Annotated in this window: 26 protein-coding genes and 1 tRNA gene; 16 read left to right on the plus strand and 11 right to left on the minus strand. The window is 66.8% G+C overall.

Annotated features, from left to right (window positions below; translation table 11 throughout):
* Positions 1-66: 66 nt before the first annotated feature.
* Complete coding sequence (locus NP511_RS01025) at positions 67-519, plus strand: response regulator (protein ID WP_049966791.1); 453 nt, start codon at positions 67-69, stop codon at positions 517-519.
* Positions 520-559: 40 nt separating this feature from the next.
* Here the strand turns inward: NP511_RS01025 and NP511_RS01030 are convergent, their stop codons facing one another.
* The 3 genes from NP511_RS01030 to NP511_RS01040 all read right to left on the minus strand — a co-directional run bounded on the left by NP511_RS01030 (position 560) and on the right by NP511_RS01040 (position 2423).
* Positions 560-1120, minus strand: coding sequence for a DUF7122 family protein (locus NP511_RS01030; protein ID WP_049966792.1), 561 nt, complete (start codon positions 1118-1120; stop codon positions 560-562).
* The gene (locus tag NP511_RS01035) at positions 1120-2028 is read right to left on the minus strand and encodes an RsmB/NOP family class I SAM-dependent RNA methyltransferase (RefSeq protein WP_049966793.1); all 909 of its coding nucleotides are present in this window, start codon (positions 2026-2028) and stop codon (positions 1120-1122) included. The genes NP511_RS01030 and NP511_RS01035 overlap by 1 nt, the downstream gene beginning before the upstream one ends.
* A 143-nt stretch (positions 2029-2171) precedes the next feature.
* On the minus strand, positions 2172-2423 hold the full coding sequence (locus NP511_RS01040; RefSeq protein ID WP_211249121.1) for a hypothetical protein: 252 nt from the start codon (positions 2421-2423) through the stop codon (positions 2172-2174).
* A gap of 119 nt (positions 2424-2542) precedes the next feature.
* Between NP511_RS01040 and NP511_RS01045 the strand changes: the two genes are divergently transcribed.
* From NP511_RS01045 to NP511_RS01060, 4 genes are all read left to right on the plus strand, one after another.
* Positions 2543-3289 (plus strand): proteasome assembly chaperone family protein, encoded by a 747-nt coding sequence (locus tag NP511_RS01045; RefSeq protein ID WP_049966794.1) that lies wholly within the window; start codon positions 2543-2545, stop codon positions 3287-3289.
* Positions 3290-3399: 110 nt separating this feature from the next.
* A complete protein-coding gene (locus NP511_RS01050; protein WP_006180583.1) occupies positions 3400-4197 on the plus strand; it encodes a M14 family metallopeptidase in 798 nt (265 codons plus the stop codon).
* 108 nt (positions 4198-4305) lie between these two features.
* Positions 4306-4650, plus strand: coding sequence for a glutaredoxin family protein (locus tag NP511_RS01055; protein WP_006180581.1), 345 nt, complete (start codon positions 4306-4308; stop codon positions 4648-4650).
* 121 nt (positions 4651-4771) lie between these two features.
* Positions 4772-5356, plus strand: coding sequence for a DUF7110 family protein (locus tag NP511_RS01060; RefSeq protein WP_006180580.1), 585 nt, complete (start codon positions 4772-4774; stop codon positions 5354-5356).
* Between the two features lie 101 nt (positions 5357-5457).
* Here NP511_RS01060 and NP511_RS01065 read toward each other — a convergent pair whose 3' ends face one another.
* Positions 5458-6024 carry a hypothetical protein gene (locus tag NP511_RS01065; RefSeq protein ID WP_049966795.1) on the minus strand — a complete coding sequence of 189 codons (567 nt, stop codon included), beginning with the start codon at positions 6022-6024 and terminating at the stop codon, positions 5458-5460.
* A gap of 115 nt (positions 6025-6139) precedes the next feature.
* Here NP511_RS01065 and NP511_RS01070 point away from each other — a divergent pair, with 115 nt between their 5' ends.
* A complete protein-coding gene (locus NP511_RS01070; RefSeq protein ID WP_049966796.1) occupies positions 6140-6646 on the plus strand; it encodes a hypothetical protein in 507 nt (168 codons plus the stop codon).
* Here the strand turns inward: NP511_RS01070 and NP511_RS01075 are convergent.
* Together NP511_RS01075 and NP511_RS01080 are read right to left on the minus strand one after the other, a co-directional pair.
* Complete coding sequence (locus tag NP511_RS01075) at positions 6643-7383, minus strand: SDR family NAD(P)-dependent oxidoreductase (protein WP_049966797.1); 741 nt, start codon at positions 7381-7383, stop codon at positions 6643-6645. The two genes, NP511_RS01070 and NP511_RS01075, sit on opposite strands and share 4 nt — an antisense overlap.
* A gap of 76 nt (positions 7384-7459) precedes the next feature.
* Entirely contained in the window at positions 7460-8572 is a 1113-nt protein-coding gene (locus tag NP511_RS01080; RefSeq protein WP_049966798.1) for a glutamate-cysteine ligase family protein, read from the minus strand.
* Positions 8573-8802: 230 nt separating this feature from the next.
* On the opposite strand from NP511_RS01080, the gene NP511_RS01085 reads away from it, so the two are divergent.
* Positions 8803-9774, plus strand: coding sequence for a phosphoadenosine phosphosulfate reductase family protein (locus NP511_RS01085; RefSeq protein ID WP_049966799.1), 972 nt, complete (start codon positions 8803-8805; stop codon positions 9772-9774).
* A 135-nt stretch (positions 9775-9909) separates the two neighbouring features.
* On the opposite strand, the gene NP511_RS01090 is transcribed toward NP511_RS01085, so the two are convergent.
* The 3 genes from NP511_RS01090 to NP511_RS01100 all read right to left on the minus strand — a co-directional run bounded on the left by NP511_RS01090 (position 9910) and on the right by NP511_RS01100 (position 11903).
* Complete coding sequence (locus NP511_RS01090) at positions 9910-10104, minus strand: DUF7333 family protein (protein ID WP_006180574.1); 195 nt, start codon at positions 10102-10104, stop codon at positions 9910-9912.
* An 82-nt stretch (positions 10105-10186) separates the two neighbouring features.
* The gene (locus tag NP511_RS01095; RefSeq protein WP_049905981.1) at positions 10187-10957 is read right to left on the minus strand and encodes a hypothetical protein; all 771 of its coding nucleotides are present in this window, start codon (positions 10955-10957) and stop codon (positions 10187-10189) included.
* A gap of 103 nt (positions 10958-11060) precedes the next feature.
* Positions 11061-11903, minus strand: coding sequence for an aldo/keto reductase (locus NP511_RS01100; protein WP_049966800.1), 843 nt, complete (start codon positions 11901-11903; stop codon positions 11061-11063).
* A 191-nt stretch (positions 11904-12094) separates the two neighbouring features.
* Here NP511_RS01100 and NP511_RS01105 point away from each other — a divergent pair, with 191 nt between their 5' ends.
* The gene (locus NP511_RS01105) at positions 12095-12697 is read left to right on the plus strand and encodes a trimeric intracellular cation channel family protein (RefSeq protein ID WP_371827954.1); all 603 of its coding nucleotides are present in this window, start codon (positions 12095-12097) and stop codon (positions 12695-12697) included.
* Between the two features lie 24 nt (positions 12698-12721).
* On the opposite strand, the gene NP511_RS01110 is transcribed toward NP511_RS01105, so the two are convergent.
* A complete protein-coding gene (locus NP511_RS01110) occupies positions 12722-14146 on the minus strand; it encodes an amidase (protein WP_049966801.1) in 1425 nt (474 codons plus the stop codon).
* Between the two features lie 84 nt (positions 14147-14230).
* Positions 14231-14716, minus strand: a complete 486-nt coding sequence (locus tag NP511_RS01115) for a DUF309 domain-containing protein (RefSeq protein ID WP_049966802.1) — start codon at positions 14714-14716, stop codon at positions 14231-14233.
* Between the two features lie 101 nt (positions 14717-14817).
* On the opposite strand from NP511_RS01115, the gene NP511_RS01120 reads away from it, so the two are divergent.
* From NP511_RS01120 to NP511_RS01155, 8 genes are all read left to right on the plus strand, one after another.
* Positions 14818-14946, plus strand: coding sequence for a hypothetical protein (locus NP511_RS01120; RefSeq protein ID WP_006180568.1), 129 nt, complete (start codon positions 14818-14820; stop codon positions 14944-14946).
* A 125-nt stretch (positions 14947-15071) separates the two neighbouring features.
* Positions 15072-15154: transfer RNA gene (locus NP511_RS01125), tRNA-Leu, on the plus strand.
* 172 nt (positions 15155-15326) lie between these two features.
* Positions 15327-16124 (plus strand): inositol monophosphatase family protein, encoded by a 798-nt coding sequence (locus NP511_RS01130; protein ID WP_049966803.1) that lies wholly within the window; start codon positions 15327-15329, stop codon positions 16122-16124.
* Between the two features lie 96 nt (positions 16125-16220).
* Entirely contained in the window at positions 16221-17348 is a 1128-nt protein-coding gene (locus NP511_RS01135; RefSeq protein ID WP_049966804.1) for a DUF63 family protein, read from the plus strand.
* 118 nt (positions 17349-17466) lie between these two features.
* Positions 17467-18354, plus strand: coding sequence for an NOP5/NOP56 family protein (locus NP511_RS01140; RefSeq protein WP_049966805.1), 888 nt, complete (start codon positions 17467-17469; stop codon positions 18352-18354).
* Positions 18347-19033: a fibrillarin-like rRNA/tRNA 2'-O-methyltransferase gene (locus NP511_RS01145; RefSeq protein WP_049966806.1), complete on the plus strand. Its 687-nt coding sequence runs from the start codon at positions 18347-18349 to the stop codon at positions 19031-19033. Before NP511_RS01140 ends, NP511_RS01145 begins: the two co-directional genes overlap by 8 nt.
* Before the next feature lie 291 nt (positions 19034-19324).
* Positions 19325-20917, plus strand: coding sequence for a fatty acid--CoA ligase (locus tag NP511_RS01150; protein WP_049966807.1), 1593 nt, complete (start codon positions 19325-19327; stop codon positions 20915-20917).
* An 87-nt stretch (positions 20918-21004) separates the two neighbouring features.
* Entirely contained in the window at positions 21005-22087 is a 1083-nt protein-coding gene (locus NP511_RS01155; RefSeq protein WP_049966808.1) for a glutamate--cysteine ligase, read from the plus strand.
* The last annotated feature ends 14 nt before the right edge of the window (positions 22088-22101 follow it).

Below are 22101 nucleotides of genomic sequence, written 5' to 3' on the forward strand. Positions count from 1 at the left end.
GGGCCGATACCAACGTCTTTAGTGGTCACGCTTAATCCCCGATAGGCACTACCCCGACACAGTCACGTGTCCCCTCAGTCCTCCACGGAACCGATTTCCCTCCTCCTCGTCGAAGACAACCCCGGCGACGTGCGGTTGATCGAGGAGGCGTTCAACACGGCGTCGTTCGATGTCAGCTTGCACACGGAGGCCGACGGCGACGCCGCCCTCGAGTTCCTTCACGAACGGGCGGCGAGCGAGGACGGCCCCGAAGTGGACCTGATGTTGCTCGATCTGAACCTGCCCAGGACCGGCGGGTTCGAGGTCCTCGAGACGATCAAGGACGACCCGGAACTCGCGTCGCTGCCGGTGTTGGTCCTGACGAGTTCAAAAGCGAACGAGGACATCGTCCGGAGCTACGAACTGTGTGCGAACGCCTACCTGACGAAACCGACCGATCCCGACGAGTTCGCCGACATCGGCCGTGCGGTCGAGGCGTTCTGGATCGAGGAGGCGGCGCTGCCCCCGATCCCCTCGTAACGGTAGTCACCCGGCGGGCAGCGTCGGGGGCCGATCGACGCTACGACTCGAGGTCGCGTTGACGCCCCTTCGGCACCATCGAGCGGAGTTCGCCGTGGACGTAGAGGCCGACGCCGATCGGCTCGCGTTCGCCCCGGTCGACGGGTTCACCGTCTCCCCCCGGTTGGTCCGTCGGCCCGACCCCGACGTCGTGGGCGGCGATCAGATAGCCCCAGTCGCCGTCCCACCGCTCGATCTCCTGATCCTCCCCCGCGGCGAACCGGCGGGCCTCAGCGGGCTCTACGTCGATCACGCAGTCGGTCGCCGCGCGGCCGAACCGCTGGACGAAGTCGGTCGTGGGCTTCCAGTGTTCTTGGCGGGTGCGGAGACAAGTCATGCCGATGGCCTCGATCTCGAGCGGCGTCGACGCCTCGCCGCCGTAGAGCCATATCTTGCCCGCGCCCTTCTCCCAGAAGGTGTAGTCGTCGAACGTTTCGGACGGAATCCCGAACCGGTCGGCGAAGTAGTCGACGACCTCCTCGCGGGTGGCCCGGCCCTCGACGTCCCGTTCCGCTTCGGTCGCGGGCAGCCGGTCGAACCGCTGGCCGTCGTTGTCGCTCATCACGCGGTCACCTCCAGTTTCGCGACGAAGAAGCCGCCGGTGTCGTTGTGATGCGGGTAGATCCGGGCCGCCTTCTCGAGGCTCGAGTCGAACGACTGGCCGTCCCACTCGGTCAGGCCGGGCGCGTGTTCCAGCCCGAGATCGAAGTCGACGACGCGACAGTCCTCCGCCTCGAGGGCGTGTTGGACGACCGCTTCGTTCTCCTCGGGGGCGAACGTACAGGTCGAGTAGACGACCGTCCCGCCCTCGCGGGTGGCCTGGATCGCCCGGCGGATAATGCCCTTCTGGATGCCCGCGACCGAGGAGATGTGGTCCGGCGACCAGTTGTCGAGCGCGTCGGGGTTCTTCCGGATCGTCCCCTCGCAGGAACAGGGGGCGTCGACGAGCGTTCGGTCGAACTCGTCGAAGTCGAAGCGGGACAGCGAGTAGTTCCGGGCGTCGGCGTTGGTCACCGCGAGGCTGGTCGCACCCAGCCGTTCGGCGTTAAAACGCAGCGCCGAGATCCGCCCGAGGTTGTTGTCGTTGGCGACGACCGTTCCCCGGTCGTCCATCAGTGCGGCGATCTGGGTCGCCTTCCCGCCCGGTGCGGCACAGCAGTCCCAGACCCGCTCGCCGGGTTCGGGATCGAGGACGACCGGCGGCACCGCCGAAACCTCCTCCTGCCCGTGGGTAAAGCCGTGAAACGAGGCCCACGTCGAGCCTGGCGAGTCGGTCTCGAGGTCCAGTACCCGGGGGTTCCAGTCGGCCTGTTCGTACGCGAGTCCCTCCGCCTCGAGGGTCGCGAGGGCCCGGTCGACCGAGGCCTTGATCGTATTTACGCGGACGGCGTTGCCGAGCGGCCGCTGACAGGCCGCCAGAAAGTCCTCGAAGTCGTCGATGATCGGTCGATACCGCTCGAGTGGCTCCATCGACTGCGGGTTCGCGCGACTGGCGTTTGTGGGTTTCGAAGCGGACGGCCCAACGCGGCTCGTGCGGTTTGCCGGAACGATGTCCCGGTGCAACCGCGAGACCGCTCTGCGGTTGCACCGGAAATGACTCACAGTAGACCGTCTCAGTCCCGAAACGGCGGGACCAGTTCGAACGCCGCCCCGGCGACCGCGACGCTGGCGGCGAGCGCGGCGACCGCGACCGCCGTCGATCCGTCGACGAGGAGCCCCCGCACGCCGACGGCCAGAAACAGCAGCGAGAATCCCAGCAGCGAGAAGGTCCCGACGGCGTCGAAGATCGCGTCCGCGACTGCGGAACGGACGATCGCGTCGCGGTCCCGCCGTGTCTTCTCCGACTCCGGATCGGTCGTCGTCATCGTCGGACGAACGATCGGCGGCGATCGGTATAAATCCGCGGGCGACGGGAACGAATCCGGCGACGGTGTCGGCACACCCTGCCCCCGATTTTAAGCCGGTGACGTCCGTCGGTCCGAGCATGGCAGGAATCCGCGTCCACGGCGAATCGGTCGCGCTCGAGGATCCAACGCTCGTCGAAGGGTTTCCGGGCGTTGGTCTCGTGGGCAAGATCGCGACCGACCACCTCATCGAGCAACTGGAGATGGAGTACTACGCGAGCGTCAACTGCGAGGGGCTCCCGCGGATCGGCGTCTACCGCGAGGGCGATCGGACCGCTCGACCGCCGGTCCGGCTCTACGTCGACGAGGAACACGATCTGCTGGCGCTGCGAAGCGACGCGCCGATCAGCGCCAAGGCCGTCGAGAGCGTCGCGGAGTGTCTGACCGGCTGGATCGTCGAGCAGGGGGCGACCCCGCTGTATCTCAGCGGCCTCCCCGCGGAGCGCGAGAACGGCGAGCGACCCGATCTCTACGGGATCGAGACCGGGAACGCCGGGGACCGGCTCGCGGAGACCGACGTGGCGACCCCGCCGGAGGACGGCGTCATCACCGGACCGACGGGCGCGCTGATCAACCGCGCCGCCCACGAGGGCTACGACAGCCTCGGCTTCGTCGTCGAGTGCGACCACCAGTTCCCCGACCCCGAGGCCGCGAGCGTCCTCCTCGAGGAGGGGGTCGCCCCCGTCACCGGCCTCGAGATCGACGTGAGCGAACTGGTCGATCGCGCCGAGGAGATCCGGGCGAAGCGAGAGCAGTTGGCCCAGCAGATGCAGGCGATCGCACAGGAGGAGAGTTCGCAAGCCCAGCCGTTGCGGATGTACCAGTAAGGTCGCTGGCTGACTGAGCCGTCTCCCCGCCTCGGTCGTGGGGCATGCCACCATGTCAGTCCGGGTAAGAGACCGAATCGCCTTTGGCTCTTCAGCCGAACTAACTAGTAATGAGAGTCGCACAGCTCGGGTCGGGGGAGCCGGAGATCGCAGTCGTCGCGGGCGTTCACGGGGACGAACCCTGTGGCGTCCGGGCCGTCGAACGGCTGCTCGACGAGCGCCCGACCGTCGAACGGCCCGTCAAGCTCATCGTCGCCAACGAGGAAGCACTCGAGCGACGGGTTCGGTTCATCGACGAGGACCTCAACCGTGCGTTCCCCGGCGATCCGGACGCGACGACCCACGAGGGTCGCCTCGCAACCGAACTGGTCGACGAACTCGAGGGCTGTCTGACCTTCTCGATGCACTCGACTCAGAGCCACGCCGAACCGTTCGCCGTCGTCAACGGCGTCAGCGAGACGGCCGAGGAGATCGTGCCACAGCTGCCCGTGACGGCGATGGTCGAGACGAGCAACTTCGCGGAGGGGCGACTCTTCGCCGAGATCGACACGGTCGAGGTCGAGTGCGGGCTCCAGGGCTCGGAGACGGCCGCCGAAAACGCCGACCGGCTGACGCGGGCGTTTCTGACCGCCGTCGGCGTGTTGCCCGGCGATACGGTCCGACGCGACCTCCCGATCTATCGGCTCACGGATGTCATCAGCAAGGAGCAGGCCGACTCCTACGAGGTGTTCGTCGAGAACTTCACCGAGGTCGAGGCCGGCGACTCCTTCGCCGCCGCCGACGGCGACGAGCAGGTCGCCGACGAGTCGTTCTATCCCGTCTTGATGTCCCCGAACGGCTACCGGGACGTCTTCGGCTACGCCGCCGAGAAACTCGACGTCCTCGAGACGCCGGCGTCGGCCGACTAGATCGCCCGGGTTCCCTGTGCCAACGGTGTGTCCGGCCGGCGGTCGCGACCGACCGGCGTGAGTGCCGATGACGCAAGGCATATCCCCCTTACCGCCCTACGGACGAGTATGGAGTTCCCACCGAACCAGGGTCTCGATCAGGACGAAGTCGACGAACAGGTCGCCGAGGCGCTCGAGGAAAACGAGGTCGTCCTCTTCATGAAAGGGACCGAACTGATGCCCCAGTGTGGCTACTCCCGCAAGGCGCTTGGCCTGATCGACCAGCACCGCGACGAGTTCGAGACCGTCGACGTCCTCGACTCGCTCGACGAGTACCGACAGGCGCTGTCGGAACACAGCGGTTGGGAGACGATCCCCCAGACGTTCGTCGACGGCGAGTTCGTCGGCGGCTCCGACGTCCTCGAGGAACTCGAGGAACGGGACGAACTCGCGGAGACGCTCGAGACCGCGTAGGGCCGGCCCACTGGCGTGACCCATATACTCGAGTTGATATCTCACGCATTTAATAGCAGCTCATATAAGTCACGCCCTCGTAGTAACAGATCACGACTATCGCCGTACACACCTTCCCACAATGTCAACAGAGGAATCCAGACACGTATATCGGCTGCATTCGACCCTTGAACTGCCCCTCGAAGACCTTCGCGAACACATCGACGAGGCGAGATATCCCGACGGAATCGACGACGTCGAGATCACGCGACGCAACAACACGCTGATCCTCAAGGCCGTCGCCGAGGATCAGTCGGTCAGCAAGTACACGCCGACGGCCCAGCTCAAAGCCAGCGTCACGGAAAACCGGGTCTACGAGGAAGACCCCGACGAGCGGCGGCAGAAATCGTTCAGCTGGGACGAGGAAGAGGAAGAGGAGATCGAGTCCGAACTCGTCGAGTTCGCCGCGTTCAAGGGCGACCGCGAGACGGTCCTCCAGAACTCGCTGTTGCAATACGAGATGTTCCTCGTCCTCTGTGAGATCGCCGAGGCCGCCGAGAAGGGGACGCTGACGGCTATCTCGGAACGCGACGGCGACCTCGATGCGACCCGGATCGTCGACGGCGAACCCCGTCCCGCGGACATCGAAGTCGTCGAAGGGCCCCGCGATACCGGCTCGGGGCAAGGCGGCGTCAACTGGCGGGACAACAAGTTCATCACGGACTGAAGGCGCTTCGGCCGGAACAGAGCGGAGAGCTAACCGATGCGCTTTCCTCGCTGAAGATCAGGAGCCGTAGCTATGGCGGCTAACCGCACGGACGTAGCAAATTAGTTCTCAGCGTCGGTCGCACTGATCTCGAGGTCGACTGAGTCCCCGTCAGAGACCGTCCCGGGAATCTGGCTCGTTCCGTACCCGGCATCGAGCGCGAGACCCAATTCCGCCGACTCTTCTTGCGAGAGAAGCACGTGATTTTCGGGTTCGTCGAGCCGATCAATCGCTTCGGGACCGTCGAAGCCGCCGTCAGGAAAGAGAACGACGCCGCCGGTCGGAGAAACCGTCGTGGACAACTCGATCTCGTGGGCCGACTGATTCTCTGCCTTAATGAGTTTGGGAAACCCGGTAACGGAGCCGTCGTTTACACCTAGTCCCGGATCGGAAGTACCGTTATCGACCTCGGTGATCTCGACGGTGATCGTCCCGTCGCTCTCGCCCGTGACGAACCCGCCGTCGTCCCCGGAGCCAGGTGCGAGTCGCAACAGCGCGGCGTCGTCGACTGCGGTCGACACGGTGACACCGCGCTCGGCTTCAGTCCGGCTGAACGCACCGGTCCCGAAGGCCACCCCACCACCGGCGGTGAGAGCCCCCAACCCGACCAGAACCGTGCGTCGTTTCATTCGGTGGTCACTCTCGAGCGCTCCTATCAATATTTAATACTATAGATACATAACCGTTCTGTATCGACCGAAAAACGACGGACGGGCGCGAACGGACAGCCGAAAATAACCTCGCATGAACCGACTCGTCTCCGCGTTCGGTCTCCTGTTGATCGTTCTCGGCGTCGCTCTCGGCAGCGTTCAACTCGGCGCGTTCGATCAGGTCGTCGCCGAACGGGACGCCTCCGTGAGCGTCGCCGAAGAGGACGAGGCATATCTCTCGATACAGGATGGGTACGGTGGGCGCACTGTGCGGAACTATCTTTGTATCTTCATCTGTTTTTCATACGATAGACCCAGGACAGTCGCCACCCTCGAGAACAGGTACATCACCGACTACTCTACCCTCAATGTCGAAGTCGACACCGTTGGAGGTGCGTCCGACGACACCCTCGAGGTTAGCCAAGCACCGACAACATTGTCCGAAGGGGAGGCCCGCAATGTCGTGGTCTCGTGTTCGGGGACCACTACGGCCGACGGAACGGGTGACGTCACGCTTCTCGTCGACGTTTCCGAGCCGGTCTACATCCACCAGAAAACAACGATTCAGGACGTGTCGTACGACTGTGCTGCCGGCTATTAGGCGAGTCGGTCCTCCCACTCCTCGGCGGTCATCGACTCGCCGGTGACGCCGTCCGGTCCCTGCGCTGCGAGCAGGGCGGCCGCGTCGTCCATCACGTCGGGCTGGAGGATCTCCCCGCGCTCGTCGTCGGGCAGGTGTTCCCAGATCCGCGTGTTGACGCGGCCGCCGGGGTCGATCGCGTTGACGTTGATCCCCTCGTCCTCGACCTCAAGTGCGACGGCCTGGGTAAAGCCCTCGAGCCCCCACTTCGAGGTGATGTAGGCCGCGGCGTCGGGGATCGCGTACCGGCCCAGCCCCGAGGAGACGTTGACGACGTTGCCCGAGTCCTGACCGGCCTCGAGCATCGCCTCGAGGACCCGCTTCGTGAACAGATAGACGCCCTTGACGTTGACGTCCATAATCGTATCCCACTCCTCCTCGTCGGTCTCGACGAGCGAGCGACGCTCCTCGCCGAAGCTGAGCCCGGAGACGCCGGCGTTGTTGATGAGCGTGTCGACGCGCCCGAACCGCTCGAGGGCCGCCTCGACGACGCGGTCGACGTCATCTGCCGCACGGACGTCCGCTGGGACGACCAGCGTCTCGCCGGCCGCCTCGTCGGCGACGGTCTCGAGTTCGTCCTCGCTTCGGGCCGTGAGGACGACGTTCGCGCCCCGTTCGGAGAGGGCGAGTACCATCGAGCGTCCGAGTCCCTTGCTCGCACCGGTGACGATGATCGTCTCGTCGTTGAGTGTGGTCATCTGACCGATCAGTTACGGGCCCATCGAGTAATACGTTCGGCCGCGGCGATCGAGTCGCGGTTCGATCGTCGAGCGGTCAGTCACTGGGTATGCGGCCGGCCCGTCGAACATCGTTCGCGAGGCGTTCGGCGTACTCGAGTCGGAGTCGACGCGCCGCCTCGCGGTCGACCGGGCCGCGGCCGCCGATGTCGTGGGCGATCGGCTCGTAGGTCGCGACCTCGAACCCCATTCGCTCGAGATAGGACCGCACCGCGTCCGCGTCCAGCCCGTCCCGGATCGCGGCGTTGACGTGTTCGATGACGGCGTCGAAGGTCGGCAGGACGATCTCCTCGTCGGTCACCCGGCCGGTGTCACCCTCGATTCGGACCTCGGCCCCGCGGAGGCGGTCGACGACGGTGGCCAGCCGGTCCGCCAGTCGGACGACCTGACTCGGGAGGGCGGTGTCGGGCGAGCGCCACTCGACGGTTTCGAACGACTCCCGGATCTGGACCGGCGTCCAGACGGCGCTTTCGGGATCGAACTGCGCCCGGATCGTGGACCGATCGATCCCCGCGTCGACGGCGGCCGTCACGAAGTCCTCGTATCGCCGCTCGAGCCGGCGCGTCCACTCCTCGGTGTCGTCGACGTAGGGCCAGAGCCGTCCCTGATGAGGGACATCGTCGTAGGCCATCCAGCGGTAGAGCTTCGACCGCGCGCCCGTTGCCAGGTTCCGGCCGCGGAAGTACGGCGCGGAGTTGACCAGCGCCAGCGCCGGATCGAGCGCGATGAACGTGTTCAACTGATCGACCGCCCGTCCCGGCTGTTGCTCGACGTGGATGTGCGTCCCCGCGCAGTGGCGGACGTACTCGAAGTCCTCGCCGATGACCCGCTCCTGAACGCGGGTCCTGTCGCTGGGCCGATCCGCAATCTCGCCGTGGTTGATCGGCGTCGCGAGCGGGACCAGTCCCAGCCCGCGTTCGTCCGCTCGCTCGAGGACGGCCTCGAGCCGCTCGTACAGTTCCTCGCGCAACTCGGCGGTCGACTCACAGGGCGTCGTCTTGATCTCGAGCAACGGCTCGACGAACTCCCGTTCGGCACCCGGCGACGCCTCGACGAGATCACCCGGTTCGACGAGCCGGCCCCGGTCGTCGACGACCCAGTACTCGACCTCGATGCTCCGTCGTATCGGCGTGGATTCGTGTGCTGACACGGTTGGTAGTCGCGATCACGGCTCGAGCGGCCGAGCGACGCCGTCCTCGGCCACAGACCTATGCTAACACTCGATATGAGAACCTCTCTCGAACGATGGCAAGAACCTTTCGTGACGGGAAATATTCGCCGCACGGCTCGTCGGGTCGGCCGCTCGCGGTCCGAAGTCCCGACAGGCGTTTCCGCCGACCCAAAGGATTTACAGTTCCTAATTACATCTAATTACACGAGATGACCGAGAACTTCCCCGACTACGTCGACGTCGATTACGACGACGGCAACGGCGAAGACCCCGAGGACTACCAGCACATTCAGGACAAGATCGAGAAGGCCATCGAGGTCACCCGCGAGGGGCTCGAGTCCTACGAGAACCCGGCCGTGATGTGGACCGGCGGCAAGGACTCGACGCTGACACTGTATTTCATCAAGGAGGTCGCCGACCGCTTCGACCTCGAGGTACCGCCCGCGGTCTTCATCGACCACTACCAGCACTTCGACGGGATCCACGACTTCGTCGACCACTGGGCCGACGAGTGGGACCTCGAGGTCATTTACGCGCGCAACGAGGACGTCGGCGAGTACGTCGACGAACACGGCCTCGAACCCGGCGACGACATCGACATTTCGGAACTCTCCGACCACAACCAGCACCACGTCCGGGAGATCCTCGAGTACGAGGAAGACACCTTCCCGTTCCTGCTGGACACCTACGTCGGCAACCACCTGCTGAAGACGGTCGCGCTCAACGACGCCTTAGAGGAGTACGACATCGACGGCGTCATCTCCGGCGTCCGCTGGGACGAACAGGAGGCCCGCGCCGACGAGACGTTCTTCTCGCCGCGACACGACCCCGACATCTACCCGCCCCACGACCGCATCCAGCCCATCCTGCAGTTCGATGAGGCCGCCGTCTGGGACGCCTTCTGGAACTTCGTCGTGCCGGACACGGTCGAGGGCTTCCCCGAGGAGGGCTACGTCCCCGAGGCCGACGACGACCTCCCCGAGGGCGTCGAGCAGGAAGACATCCCGATCTCGCCGAAGTACTTCGCCGGCTTCCGCTCGCTGGGCAGCGAAGTCAGTACCGAGAAGTCCGACGAGGACCCCGCGTGGCTGCAGGACCTCGAGGGAACGACCGAACGCGCCGGCCGCGCCCAGGACAAGGAAGACCTGATGGAGCGCCTGCGCGACCTCGGCTACATGTAGGCCGTCGGCGCCGACGCTCGTTCGCCAGCTAACTACCCGTTTCTTCCGGTTGCAGCGTCTCGAGGAGTGCCGACGGTGACAACGTCGTGATCACCGGTCTTCAGGAGAGAACGCAGTCCGGGTCGAACCCGTTCGTTATCGACCCGTTGCGCGGTACTCGCCGTGTTTGACGCCGATGGCGAGCATGATCAGTCCGAAGGCGATCATCGACGGTGCGACCATCATCAGGACGGTCTCCGTCGCCATCATCGGCGCGGCGACGAGGCCACCGACGCCGATCACGATTATCGCGAGGAACGCGGCCGCCGTCGTCGTCTGGTTGAACTCCATGGGCGACCGTTAGGACAGGGGCCCCTAATGGTATCGGGAATCGGCAGTCCGTTCACGTCGGTTGATCGAAAGCGAGCGGCAGTTACTGCGACGGCCGAACGAGGTTCGCCAGCGCGACGACGATTCCGAAGAACCAGCCCAGCGGGAACGAAATCCCGAGCCACATCCCGGCGTAGGCCGCCCCCTCGAGCGTGAAGTTGCTCCGGAGGAACTCGTTGAGGCCGCCGACGACCAACACGTTGTCCAGTGCCCAGGCGGCGAACTCGTAGCTGGGGTCGAGGATGTACGGATGCAGCGATGGCGTGACCAGGGCGGCGACGACCGGCGGCAGGAACAACGCCGTCATCGCGAAGGGGTAGGCGAAGACGACTGTCGTCCCGCGGCCGCCGACCTTCGTCGCCGACGCGGCGAGCGCGGTCGCGACCGTCGCGACGCCGCTTGCCGCCGCGACCGCAAGCACCGCCTCGAGGGGGATGTCGACCTGTTCCATGTACGACATCGCCCCCCAGGCGATCGTCAGGAGGCCCCAGCCGAGCAGGGCGATGCCGGTGACGCCGACGATGCCCAGCCGGGTCCGTGTCGAGTCGAGTTTCGCCGCGTAGTAGCGGGTCGCGAGGCCGAGGACGGTAAGCGGGTAAAGGAGGAGCAAGCCGACGACCCCGAGCGCGCTCCAGCCGTGATAGGCCACCTTCTGCGGGAGGCTCTCGGGTTGCCACTTGCCCATGACGGAGTGGCCACGGCCACGTTGCCTGGGGAAGACGATCTCCATCCAGGCCCCGTGTAACCGCTGGACGTCGGCTCTGACCGCGCCGACGAACCCACCGCCGCCACCGCTTCGTGAGCGGGTAGACATACGCGAGCCAAAAAGCCGGCGTACCGTAAACTTTCCTTCTCTTTCTTTGCGAACGACAGGTCGATACCGGACGGAAAAACGCGACTCGCGACTGTGGCTCCGCTCAGTTCCAGGGTGCGAAGTCGGGGTCGACCTCGCGGCTCGTCTCGTCGATCGCGTCGATCGCGTCGATATCCTCCTGCTCGAGGTCGACCGTCAGCGAGGCCCAGTTATCGCCGATGTGGTCCTCGCCGGTCGCCTTCGGGATCGCCGTGACGCCTTTCTCGCGGGCCCAGGCGAGGCTGACCTGTGCTTCGGTGACGCCGTGTTTCTCGGCGATCTCCTGAATCTCCGGCTGGTCGAAGACCTGCCCGCGGGCCAGCGGCGAGTAGCCGACGACCTCGACGTCGTCGTTCTCGCAGGCCGCTCGGATCTCCGCCTGGGGAAGCAGCGGGTGGAGTTCGACCTGGTTCGCAAAGATCGGCGCGTCACAGACGTCGACGGCTACCTCGAGGTCTTCGGGGCGGAAGTTGCTCACGCCGACGTTCTCGATCAGGCCCTCGTCGTACAGTTCCGAGAGCGCCGAGAGGGTCCCTTCGGGGTCGTACTCGCCGGCCGGCCAGTGGACGTAGAGCAGATCGACGTAGTCGACGCCGAGTCGGTCGAGGCTCGCCCGGGCCGTCTCGAGGACGTCGTCGTGGTCGAGGTTCGAGATCCAGACCTTGGTCGCGAGGAAGATCTCCTCGCGATCGACGTCGGCGGCGGCGATCCCCTCGCCGACCGCCTCCTCGTTGTCGTAGGCCTGGGCGGTGTCGATGTGGCGATAGCCCGTCTCGAGGGCCGTACGGACGCTCTCGGCACACTGCTCGGGATCGTCGTTCTGCCAGGTTCCCAGACCGAGCATCGGCATGCCGTTCGCTGTCGGACACGTTTCGGGTGCGACTGTCTCGGCGTCGTTCGTTCCCATGTGCAGGAAGTGGGCCAGCGAGCGAAAATGGGTTTGGGTTGCGGAGAGCGAGTCGGGTGTCCGCTGGTGATCGGAACGGGAACGCCGCGCGCCGGACCGAGCGATGCGTAGCGCTCAAGGCCGTTCCGGTCGGAGACTCCCTCGTGATACGGGACGTCGCTACCGCAGTACTCGCCGACCCGTTCGTCGCGATGAACGCGATCGGGTTGGTCGCGTTCGCGCTCGTCGGCGCGAGCAAGGCGATCCGCGAGGAGTACGATCTGTTCGGGATCGCGGTCGTCGGCCTCGCCACGGCCTTCGCCGGCGGCGCGACGCGCGATCTCCTCGTCAACCGCGTCCCGCTCGCGCTGAGCGATCCCACGGAGATCGGCCTCGGACTCCTCGGCATCGCCCTGGCGATCGGACTCAGCATCGCCCTCGAGTCGCCGGACGATCATCCGGTCACGCTCGTCTCGGACGCCGTCGGCCTCGCCGCGTTCACCACGGCCGGGGCCATCGTGGCGTCCGGGGCCGGCGTCTCGAGTTTCGGTGTCGTCGTCATCGCGACGATCAACGCCGTCGGCGGCGGCGCGATCGCCGACGTCCTGCTGGATCGCCCGCCGTTCATCCTGTTCGAGGACTTCTACGCGAGCTGTGCCGTGCTAGGCGGGACGACCTACTGGATCGTGGCGATCGTCGGCGCGTCGGGAACCACCGCCGCGGCCGCCTGCGCCGCGATCACGGTCGGTACGCGGCTGGCCGCGGTCACGTACGGCTGGGCGCTGCCGACGGCACAGCGGTTCGAGTCGATCTGAGGGCGTCGGATCTGACCGGTGAGACTATTCGTAGAGCCCGTCCCATGGCCGCTCGCGCTCGAGGGCCGCACTCGCCGCGAGGACGTCGTCGTCGGCAAAGCGGCGACCGACCAGTTGCAGGCCGACGGGACCGCCGCGCTCGGTCAGCCCGGCGGGGGCCGAGGCGACGGGGTGGCCGGTCCAGTTGAACGGCCAGGTCATGGGCCACTCCCAAGCCTCGGCCTCGAGATCGGCGTGGAGGGAGACGTCGGCCTGCGACAGCGTCGGGGCCACGAGCAGGTCGTAGTCGGCCAGTACATCCTGAACGGCGTCGTACACGCCAGTGCGGACGATCCCCGACCGGGCGACGTCCGCGGGCCCGTGATCGTCGGCGACGTGGAGCATCGCAAGCAGGCTGTCCGAGACCTCGTCGGATCGTGCCCGAAAGTCGACGCCGTGGGCCTCCTCCATGACCGTGGCACTCTCGAGGACGGAGGTCGTATACGCCGGCATCGCGGCCTCGCTCAGTTCGGCCATCGAGTAGCCGTGATCGACGCCGATCTCGTCGACAGTCGCGCCCGCGTCCGCGAAGGCGCTGACTGCCTCGTCGACGACCGTCTGGACCTCGTCGGCGACGGGAAAGACGTCCAGATCGGGGCTGTAGGCGATCCGGTAGTCGTCGATCGGGCGCTCGACGGCCCCCCGATAGTCGATCTCGACGGGGACGCTGTTGGGATCATCGGGGTGGGGATCGGCCATGATCGACAGCAACAGGGCGGCGTCGGCGACGGTCCGGGTCATCGGCCCCTTCGTCGTGTGCTGGAGTTCGCGCCCGAACGCGCTCGGCCGGCCGTCGTCGGGTACCAGCCCGAACGTCGGTTTGAACCCGTAGACGCCGCAGGCCGCCGCGGGAATGCGAAGCGACCCGCCCGCGTCGCTGCCCGTCGCGATCGGGGCCATCCCGGCCGCCAGTGCCGCCGCTGAGCCGCCCGAAGAGCCGCCGGCGTTCAGGTCGGGATCGATCGGCGACGCGGTCGCCCCGATCAGTTCGTTGTCGGTCGTCCCCTTGTGGCCTAACTCCGGCGTGTTCGTCTTTCCGATCACGATCGCGCCGGCGTCCTCGAGCCGCTGGACGATCGCCGAGGTCCGGTCGGCGACGTGGTCGGCGAACAGCGCCGAGCCGTACGTGTGTCGGACGCCGGCCTTCAGCGCGCCTAAGTCCTTCAGCGCGAGCGGGACCCCGTGGAGCGGACCCACGTCCGCGCCGTCCTCGAGCGCGGCGTCGGCCTTCGCCGCCGCATCGCGGGCCTCCTCTGCACAGACCGTGACGAAGGCGTTGATCTCGTCGTCGCGCTCGTCGATCCGCTCGAGGTGGGCCTCGACCGCCTCGGTCGCCGTGACGTCGCCGTTCCGAATGCGAGCCGCGAGAGCCGTCGCGGAGAGTCGCGTGAGTTCCGTTTCGGATGACATACCGGGTGAACGACACCGTCCGTGATATATGTTAGCTCGGGTTTCGACGACATGGATCGTCAAGAAACGATCGGCGGGGCACAGCTACTCCTCGAGCCCCGCGGCGTACGCGAAGTCGGCGTCGGTGGCGACCGGGGCCTCCCCGTCGATTTCGATTTGCCAGCCCTCGAGAACCGCGGGGTCTTCGAGGGCGTTGGTCAGCGTCGTCCGGACGGCGAGGAGGTCGACGCCGTAGTAGTCGTTGGGTACTCCCCGGAGGTACTGCAGCGCGGTCTCGAACAGGCTCCGCATTCCGTCGTCGTTCCCGAAATCGAAGTGCTTGTAGGCTCCGGCTGCGACCTGCACGAGTCCGTGACAGAAGGCGCTCTCGGTGGAACCCCGCCCGTAATTGTACCATTCCGCTTCGAAGCAGTCGTGTGACTCGTGGTACGCGCCCGCGTTGTAGCACGCGACGCCGTGGACCGTCGCCCGGCGGAGCGTCGCGTGGTCCCAGCGACCCGCCTCTGGATCCCATCCGGTCGGGGTTCCGGCGGGCGGCTCGACCGTCGGGTCCCGGGTGTGGTCGTCCATACCCGACCGAACGGTCGAGCGCCGGAAACCTCCGTCGGTCACTTCAGACGGCGAGTGTGTAAGCACCGCCTTTATTCGGATGTGATCCCTTACGTCGCGGTATGGAGCATCCGTACGGCCGCTGCCAGCACTGCGGGGAACGCCTCTACGCCCACATCGAGGGCGACTACCAGTGTGTGAACTGCGACCGGCGCTACACCGAGGCCGACCTCGAGACGCGGGCCGTCTGAGTCAGGCGCCACTCGTGGCCCGCCGCCATCCCCGACGGTGACGGGACGGAACGGATCCGTTTTCGGGCCACCGCCGATCCGAATCGGACGATTTAACCTCCGGGCGGCCCCAGAGGGAGACGCGTGCGAGGGTAGCCAAGCGGTCAACGGCGGCGGACTCAAGATCCGCTCTCGTAGGAGTTCGTGGGTTCGATCCCCTCCCCTCGCACTCACCATAGTGCGCGGCAAGACGGAGCGTCTTGCCCTCGCAAACTTCTGCCGACCGACGAACCGGACAGCAAACGCTGTGTCCGCTCGAGTAACGCGAACGCTACGATGGAACGTGGTTCCGATCTGTGGATACCACGACCACTTTTCCGGCCCGGCCACCGAGAACGGACATGAGCGAAGCCACGTCCCGCCGCGAAGCCGTCGCGGTTCGCGCGGCCGCGGCGGGAGCCGCCGTCGCGGCCGACTCGTTCCGGACCGACCTCGAGATCGAGTCGAAAGACCGGGAAACCGACGTCGTCACGCAAGTCGATCGCGACGCCCAAGAGCGAGTCATCGAGACGATTCGGGAGACGTTCCCGGACGATCCCGTCGTCGGCGAGGAGGAGGACGCGTTGAAGCGGGTTCCCGAATCGGGGCCGGCCTGGATCGTCGATCCCATCGACGGAACGAACAACTACGTCGACGGGTCCCGGGCGTTCGGCACCGCCGTCGCGGCCGTGATCGACGGCGAGCCGGTCGCCGCCGCGTTCGACTGCCCCGCGCTCGGGGACGTCTACCGGTTCGGCCCCGACGGCATCTCCCGCAACGACGAGCCGCTGTCAGTCAGTGACTGCGACGATCCCGCGGCCGCCACCGTCTGCCCGACGTTCTGGTGGGGCCGCGACCGGCGCGACGAGTACGCCGCCGCGACCCGGGCGATCGTCCGGCGGTTCGACGACATGCGTCGGTACGGCTGCGCCCAGCTCGAGCTGGCGATGGTCGCCTCGGGCGCGCTCGAGGGGACGCTGACCAACGTGCGGGCCAACTCCTGGGACACCGTCGCCGGCGTCGGCATGGTCCGCGAGGCCGGCGGCGTCGTCACCGACCTCTCGGGGGATCGCTGGCGACACGACAGCGAGGGACTGGTCGCCTCGAACGGCGAGATTCACGATGCCGTCCTCGCGGCAGCCCGGGAGATCGACGGCTGAGACGGTCCATCTGATGGCGCTCGTCAGCGGGCAATCGTGAGTGTCAGGCGGGCTGAAATCGGAAACGGTAAGCGCCCCCCACTACGGGATTCCGGTATGGACGATTTCATCGACCGGTTCGGGGCCGAGCGCGTCTGGGCCGCGACCGTCGCCACGCTTGCGGTCGTCGTTGCCCTCGGGGCGGTGATCTTCCCCCAGCGGGTGTACGTCGAGTTCATCTGGCAGTACTTCTGGGGCCCCGTCGTCGCCGACGCACACAGCTGGAACTGCGTCGCCTGGGCCGGCGGCGAACAGGTTCCCTGCACCGAAGCGGCCACCAACGCCGGACCGACGGCCGAACCCGGCTACACGTTCGTCTCCTACGCCGGCTACATCCCCACGCTGGTCCTGTTGCTGATCGGGATCATCTTCCTCGTGCGCCGGCTCGAGATCGAGCGGTATCGTGCGGGCTTTTTCGCCCTGTTCCCGTTCATGCTCTTTGGCGGCGCCCTGCGTGTCGTCGAGGACGCCAACGCCGCCGCCTACGAGTACACCGGCGAGATGGCCATCCAGCTGCCGTGGTCGGGCTTCATCATCAGCCCGCTGATCTACTTCACCGTCTTCTTCATCGCGCTCTTTGCGGTCGTGACCTCGATCTGGCTCGAGCGCAACGACTACGTCTCGGGCTACGAGTATCCGCTGGCCGGGATCGGGACTGCTGTACTGACGATTACGATCGCGTATCTGGCTTACACGGCAGCGACGGAGCCGTTTTCGGAGTTCTATCCGCTGATCCCGCTGGTCGTCCTCGTCGGGGCGACCGTCGCGACGGCGATCACCTGGTTCGGCCTCGAGCGATACGCGCCGGAACTGAACCGCGGGACCCGATACATGGGGATCGTGGTCATCTGGGCCCACGCGGTCGACGGGGTCGCGAACGTGATCGGCCTCGACTGGGCGACGACGCTCGGGCTCCCGGCCAACCTCGTCCCGAAACACCCGATCAACCGTGCCATCGCCAACACGACTGCGGACGTGTTGCCCGCCGATGTGGTGTCGGCGACCGGCTCCGCGTGGCCGTTCCTGCTGGTGAAACTCGCCGCCGCCGTCTTCGTCATCTGGATCTTCGACGAGACGGTCTTCGAGGACAGCCCGCGCTATGCCGTCTTGCTCATGATCACCGTCGTCGCCGTCGGCCTCGGCCCCGGGACCCGCGACATGCTTCGCGCGACGTTCGGCGTCTGACGGTCCGCTGATTGTCGTTCGAATCCGAGAGTGTGACCTCGAGCCCGTCGCCATAGCCGCGGCGATCGACGCGACCGCGAACGGGGGCTTTAATCGCCCGCGCCCGGAACGACTCGCCATGAGTGATACGGACGGGTGGTTCGCGGCCGGGGACCGCGACGATCCCGACGCGACGGCGGCCGCGGTCCGCGAGGGAAGCGCCGACGAGCCCCGCGACTGGCCGCGTCTCGCGGTCGAAGACGGGTTCGCGGACGACACCGACGAGTACTACGACGCCCTCCGCGAGGTGACGACCGAGGCCACCCGGGCTGCGGTGACCGAGCGCGAGCGGGCCGACGACCGCCAGCTCGTTCACGCGGTGCGGGCGATGGACGACTGCGAGCGAACGGCCAACGAACTCGCCGAGCGGCTGGCCGAGTGGGCCGGGACGATCGACCCCGACGCCGGGACCGGCGTCGAGTACGCGCGGGAGGTGGCCAGCGGCGAGGCCGGCGACGACCTCGGTGAGCCAGCCGTGCGCTCGCTGGCCGAACGGGTGGCTGGACTGGCCGACGAGGCCGATGACCTCCGTGAATTCGTCCAACGGCGGACGCCGGTCGTCGCGCCAAACCTTGCGGCGCTGGCCGACCCCGTGCTGGCGGCCCGGCTGATCTCGCTGGCCGGCGGCCTCGAGGAACTCGCGAAGAAACCCAGCGGCACGGTGCAGGTGTTGGGCGCGGAGGACGCGTTATTCGCCCACCTGCGGGGCCACGCGCCCTCGCCAAAACACGGGATCATCTACACCCACGACGCGGTGCGGGGGACCCACCCCGACGAGCGCGGCTCCGCGGCGCGTGCGGTCGCGGGGAAACTCGCCATCGCCGCCCGCGTCGATCACTACTCGGGCGACCTGAAGCCGGAACTCGAGGCGGAACTGACCGAGCGGATCGAGACGATCCAGGCGCGAAACGCGGACGGAGACAGTGGAGACGAGGCGGCGACCGACGGGGGTGTCGACGATGAGTGAGCTGCCGACGGGGGTCCAGCGCCGCGAGTTCGACGGGACCGAGCGACTCGCGACACAGGGCGAACCGGTCTACGGCGAACCAACCGACGTTCAGCAGACGGAGTCTGCTGCAGCCAATCAGAACTCGGAGAGTTCTGAGGACGGCGAGTGGCGCGCGTGGAACCCGAACCGATCCAAGCTCGGAGCGATGCTCGAGCTGGGCATGGACACCGGCCTCGCGGGCGGCGAGACGGTCCTCTATCTGGGGGCCGCCAGCGGGACGACCGTGAGCCACGTGGCCGACTTCGCCGGCCCGACCTACGCCGTCGAGTTCGCCGCGCGGCCGGCTCGGGACCTGCTCGAGGCCGCGGAATCGCGCGATCGACTCTTCCCGCTGCTGAAAGACGCCCGGAAGCCCGAGAGCTACGCCCACGTCGTCGAGTCCGACGTCGACGTGATCGTCCAGGACGTGGCGACGCGCGGGCAGGCGCGGGTCGCGCTCGAGAATCGGCGCTTCTTGGCTGACGACGGACGGCTGCTTCTGGCTGTGAAAGCCCGGAGTGAAGACGTGACTCGAGAGCCAACGGCGGTGTTCGAGGATGTTCAGGGAGAGTTGGAGGAGGGGTACGAGGTCGTGGAAGCGGAACGGCTCGAGCGGTATCATACGGATCACCTCGGGATCGTCGCACGACCGAAGTAACGGTCTGTAAGGGACTCTCGCCACTCGAGAGCGATTCGAAGACGGGTTTCGAGGTTTCTTTCTCCCACCGACCGTCGAACCCAGCCGGTACACTCATGCCCGTTCGTGTGGGGTGTTAACGCAGCCGTTCGTGGGAGCGGCTTCAACTAGTCACTGAGTTACCGAGTCCCACCCGGGCCACCCCGGCCCTGTTGTCGCGGCACCCGACTCCGACGAGACAAATCCGTCGATCAACGGACGAACGGCCGCATACTAACTACTATATGATCGGTCGTGGTACGCGAGCGTGGTATGTCAGAACACCCCACTATCGGCGACACGCTCGAGGGGACGGTCGAGCGCCACCCCGACCGGGACGCGATCGTCTATCCGCGCAAGGACCAGCGCTGGACCTACGCCGAGTTCGACGAGCGGGTAAACCGGCTGGCCAACGCCCTGCTCGAGGCCGGCATCGAGAAAGGGGATCGAGTAGCGACGGTGCTGTACAACGGCTCCGAGATGGCCCTGACCGTCTACGCCTGCGCGAAGATCGGCGCGGTCTTCACCCCGCTGAACTTCCGGCTGCCGGCGGGGGAGATCGAGTACATCGTCACCGACGCCGAAGCCGAACTGGTACTGTTCGAGGCTGCCACCCGGGAGGCCGTCGAAGGTGCCAAACCAGACCTCGAGACCGTCTCGGAGTACGTGTTCATCGACGACGACCGCGAGGCGGCCCCCGACTACGCCCGCGGGTTCTACGACCTGCTCGAGTCGGGCTCTCCGGAGAAGCCCGACGTCCGCGTCGCCGAAGACGACGTCTACGCCTTCATCTACACGTCGGGGACGACGGGCCGGCCGAAAGGCGTCGTCCACGAACACCGCAGCATGGTCGAACACAACCTCCTGTGTATCGCGGAGGGGAAGATGACCCGCAACGACGTGGGACTGTCGGTGATGCCGCTGTATCACTGCGCCGAACTCCACTGTAACCTCTTCCCGCGGACCCACCGCGGCGCGACCAGCGTCATCCACCACGAGTTCGATCCGGAGGCGACCCTCGAGGCGGTCGCGGAACACGGCGTCACGCTCCTCTTCGCGGCCCCGACGGCCTGGAACGCGCTGTCGATGACCGCCGCCGAAGCGGACGTCGACGTCTCCTCGCTCCGGCTCGGCCTCTACGGCGCGGCCCCGATGCCGGAGCAGGTCCTCGAGAACTGCCGGGAACACCTCTGTGACGACTACCTCCAGGCCTACGGGATGACCGAGATCGGCCCCGCCGGCGTCTTCCAGCCCCCGGAGGACCAGCTCTCGAAGCAGGGCTCGGCCGGCCTCCCGGCGCTCAACCACCGGCTGCGGATCGTCGAACCCGACGCGGAGCCGGACGCCGAAGTCGAGCCGGGCGAGATCGGCGAGATCCTGATCGCCAGCCCCTGCACGATGCGCGAGTACTGGAACCGACCGGAGGCGACCGCGGAGTCGCTGCGCGAGGCCGACGGCACGACCTGGTACTACACCGGCGACCTGGGCCACCGCGACGACGACGGCTACCTCTACGTCGTCGATCGCAAGGACGATATGATCGTCTCCGGCGGCGAGAACGTCTATCCGGCCGAGGTCGAGGACGCGCTGTTCGCCCACGACGCCGTCGCGGAGGCGGCCGTCGTCGGCGAACCCGACGACGAGTGGGGGGAGCGGGTCGCCGCCTACGTCGTCGCCGACGGCGTCGAGGCGTCCGATCTCGACGCGTTCGTTCGCGAGAGCGACCAGCTGGCCGACTTCAAGCGCCCCCGGACCTACTACTTCGTCGACGAACTCCCCAAGAACCCCAGCGGGAAGGTCCAGAAGTTCAAGCTCCGCGAGGACGAGGCCGACGGCGAGCCCGAGCCCGAACGCGTCGCCTCCTGATCGCGCGGGCGGGGCGACCGGCCCACGTTCCGGCCGAACGCTCCGACTCCAAACCGTATTTACTGTCGGCGTCGAAAAGGCGATACGATGGAACGCGGGTCCCGAGAGTCGTTTACGCGCATGGGTACGTTGGGGATCGAGGAGGAGTGTTTCGTCGTCGACGAGGACGGTCGCCCCACCAGCGGGACCGACGACCTCGTCTACGAACACGACCCGCCCGAGATCCTCGAGGGCCGACTCGATCACGAACTGTTCAAGTTCGTCATCGAGACCCAGACGCCGCTGATCGAGGACCCCGACGACGCCCGCGACTCGCTGCTTGCGATCCGGCAGGCGTTAGTCGACCACGCCGAGGCTCACGGCTACCGGATCGCCGCCGCGGGCCTCCACCCGCTGGCGAAGTGGCAGGAACTCGAACACGCCGAGAAACCCCGCTATCGGGCACAGCTCGACCGGATCCAGTATCCCCAGCACCGGAACACGACGGCGGGGGTCCACGTCCACGTCGGCGTCGACGACGCCGACAAGGCGGTCTGGATCGCGAACGAACTGCGGTGGTACGTGCCGATCATGCTCGCGCTGTCCGCGAACTCGCCGTACTGGAACGGGTTCGACACCGGGCTCCAGTCGGCCCGCGCGAAGATCTTCGAGGCGCTTCCCAACACCGGCATGCCGACCCACTTCGAGGACTTCGAGGCCTTCGACCGGTTCGAGCGCCGGATGCTCGAGACCGATTCGATCAACGATCGGGGCGAACTCTGGTACGACGTGCGACCCCACACCGCCCACGGCACCGTCGAGTTGCGGACGCCCGACGGCCAGGCCGACCCCGAGGTCGTGCTGGCGTTCGTCGAGTACGCCCACGCACTCGTCTGTGCCCTGGCCGAGGAGTACGAGGACGGCGCGACCGGTCACGACCACCGGCGGGAACTGCTCGACGAGAACAAGTGGCGCGCGATCCGGTACGGACAGGACGCTGCCTTCATCGACCGCGACCTCGAGGGGACCGTCGAACTGGGCGAACTCGTCGACCGGGAGTGTGAACGACTCGGAATCGACGGGATCAAACGGGTCTACGAGCGCGAGAGCGGCGCTGACCGCCAGCGCCGGCTGCTCGAGGACGAGGGGCCGGACGCGCTGTGTAACTCGCTGTTTCTGCAGACCGAGTGACGACCCCCACAAAG

The organism is Natrinema thermotolerans, assembly GCF_031165565.1.
Classification (GTDB): Archaea; Halobacteriota; Halobacteria; order Halobacteriales; family Natrialbaceae; genus Natrinema; species Natrinema thermotolerans.

What these genes read in the sequence shown, in the direction of transcription:
- NP511_RS01030 (WP_049966792.1), bottom strand. Translation starts at nt 1,120, where the DNA reads ATGAGCGACAACGACGGCCAGCGGTTCGACCGGCTGCCCGCGACCGAA.
- NP511_RS01035 (WP_049966793.1), bottom strand. Translation starts at nt 2,028, where the DNA reads ATGGAGCCACTCGAGCGGTATCGACCGATCATCGACGACTTCGAGGAC.
- NP511_RS01040 (WP_211249121.1), bottom strand. Translation starts at nt 2,423, where the DNA reads ATGACGACGACCGATCCGGAGTCGGAGAAGACACGGCGGGACCGCGAC.
- NP511_RS01045 (WP_049966794.1), top strand. Translation starts at nt 2,543, where the DNA reads ATGGCAGGAATCCGCGTCCACGGCGAATCGGTCGCGCTCGAGGATCCA.
- NP511_RS01050 (WP_006180583.1), top strand. Translation starts at nt 3,400, where the DNA reads ATGAGAGTCGCACAGCTCGGGTCGGGGGAGCCGGAGATCGCAGTCGTC.
- NP511_RS01055 (WP_006180581.1), top strand. Translation starts at nt 4,306, where the DNA reads ATGGAGTTCCCACCGAACCAGGGTCTCGATCAGGACGAAGTCGACGAA.
- NP511_RS01060 (WP_006180580.1), top strand. Translation starts at nt 4,772, where the DNA reads ATGTCAACAGAGGAATCCAGACACGTATATCGGCTGCATTCGACCCTT.
- NP511_RS01065 (WP_049966795.1), bottom strand. Translation starts at nt 6,024, where the DNA reads ATGAAACGACGCACGGTTCTGGTCGGGTTGGGGGCTCTCACCGCCGGT.
- NP511_RS01070 (WP_049966796.1), top strand. Translation starts at nt 6,140, where the DNA reads ATGAACCGACTCGTCTCCGCGTTCGGTCTCCTGTTGATCGTTCTCGGC.
- NP511_RS01075 (WP_049966797.1), bottom strand. Translation starts at nt 7,383, where the DNA reads ATGACCACACTCAACGACGAGACGATCATCGTCACCGGTGCGAGCAAG.
- NP511_RS01085 (WP_049966799.1), top strand. Translation starts at nt 8,803, where the DNA reads ATGACCGAGAACTTCCCCGACTACGTCGACGTCGATTACGACGACGGC.
- NP511_RS01090 (WP_006180574.1), bottom strand. Translation starts at nt 10,104, where the DNA reads ATGGAGTTCAACCAGACGACGACGGCGGCCGCGTTCCTCGCGATAATC.
- NP511_RS01095 (WP_049905981.1), bottom strand. Translation starts at nt 10,957, where the DNA reads ATGTCTACCCGCTCACGAAGCGGTGGCGGCGGTGGGTTCGTCGGCGCG.
- NP511_RS01100 (WP_049966800.1), bottom strand. Translation starts at nt 11,903, where the DNA reads ATGGGAACGAACGACGCCGAGACAGTCGCACCCGAAACGTGTCCGACA.
- NP511_RS01105 (WP_371827954.1), top strand. Translation starts at nt 12,095, where the DNA reads ATGAACGCGATCGGGTTGGTCGCGTTCGCGCTCGTCGGCGCGAGCAAG.
- NP511_RS01110 (WP_049966801.1), bottom strand. Translation starts at nt 14,146, where the DNA reads ATGTCATCCGAAACGGAACTCACGCGACTCTCCGCGACGGCTCTCGCG.
- NP511_RS01115 (WP_049966802.1), bottom strand. Translation starts at nt 14,716, where the DNA reads ATGGACGACCACACCCGGGACCCGACGGTCGAGCCGCCCGCCGGAACC.
- NP511_RS01120 (WP_006180568.1), top strand. Translation starts at nt 14,818, where the DNA reads ATGGAGCATCCGTACGGCCGCTGCCAGCACTGCGGGGAACGCCTCTAC.
- NP511_RS01130 (WP_049966803.1), top strand. Translation starts at nt 15,327, where the DNA reads ATGAGCGAAGCCACGTCCCGCCGCGAAGCCGTCGCGGTTCGCGCGGCC.
- NP511_RS01135 (WP_049966804.1), top strand. Translation starts at nt 16,221, where the DNA reads ATGGACGATTTCATCGACCGGTTCGGGGCCGAGCGCGTCTGGGCCGCG.
- NP511_RS01140 (WP_049966805.1), top strand. Translation starts at nt 17,467, where the DNA reads ATGAGTGATACGGACGGGTGGTTCGCGGCCGGGGACCGCGACGATCCC.
- NP511_RS01145 (WP_049966806.1), top strand. Translation starts at nt 18,347, where the DNA reads ATGAGTGAGCTGCCGACGGGGGTCCAGCGCCGCGAGTTCGACGGGACC.
- NP511_RS01150 (WP_049966807.1), top strand. Translation starts at nt 19,325, where the DNA reads ATGTCAGAACACCCCACTATCGGCGACACGCTCGAGGGGACGGTCGAG.
- NP511_RS01155 (WP_049966808.1), top strand. Translation starts at nt 21,005, where the DNA reads ATGGAACGCGGGTCCCGAGAGTCGTTTACGCGCATGGGTACGTTGGGG.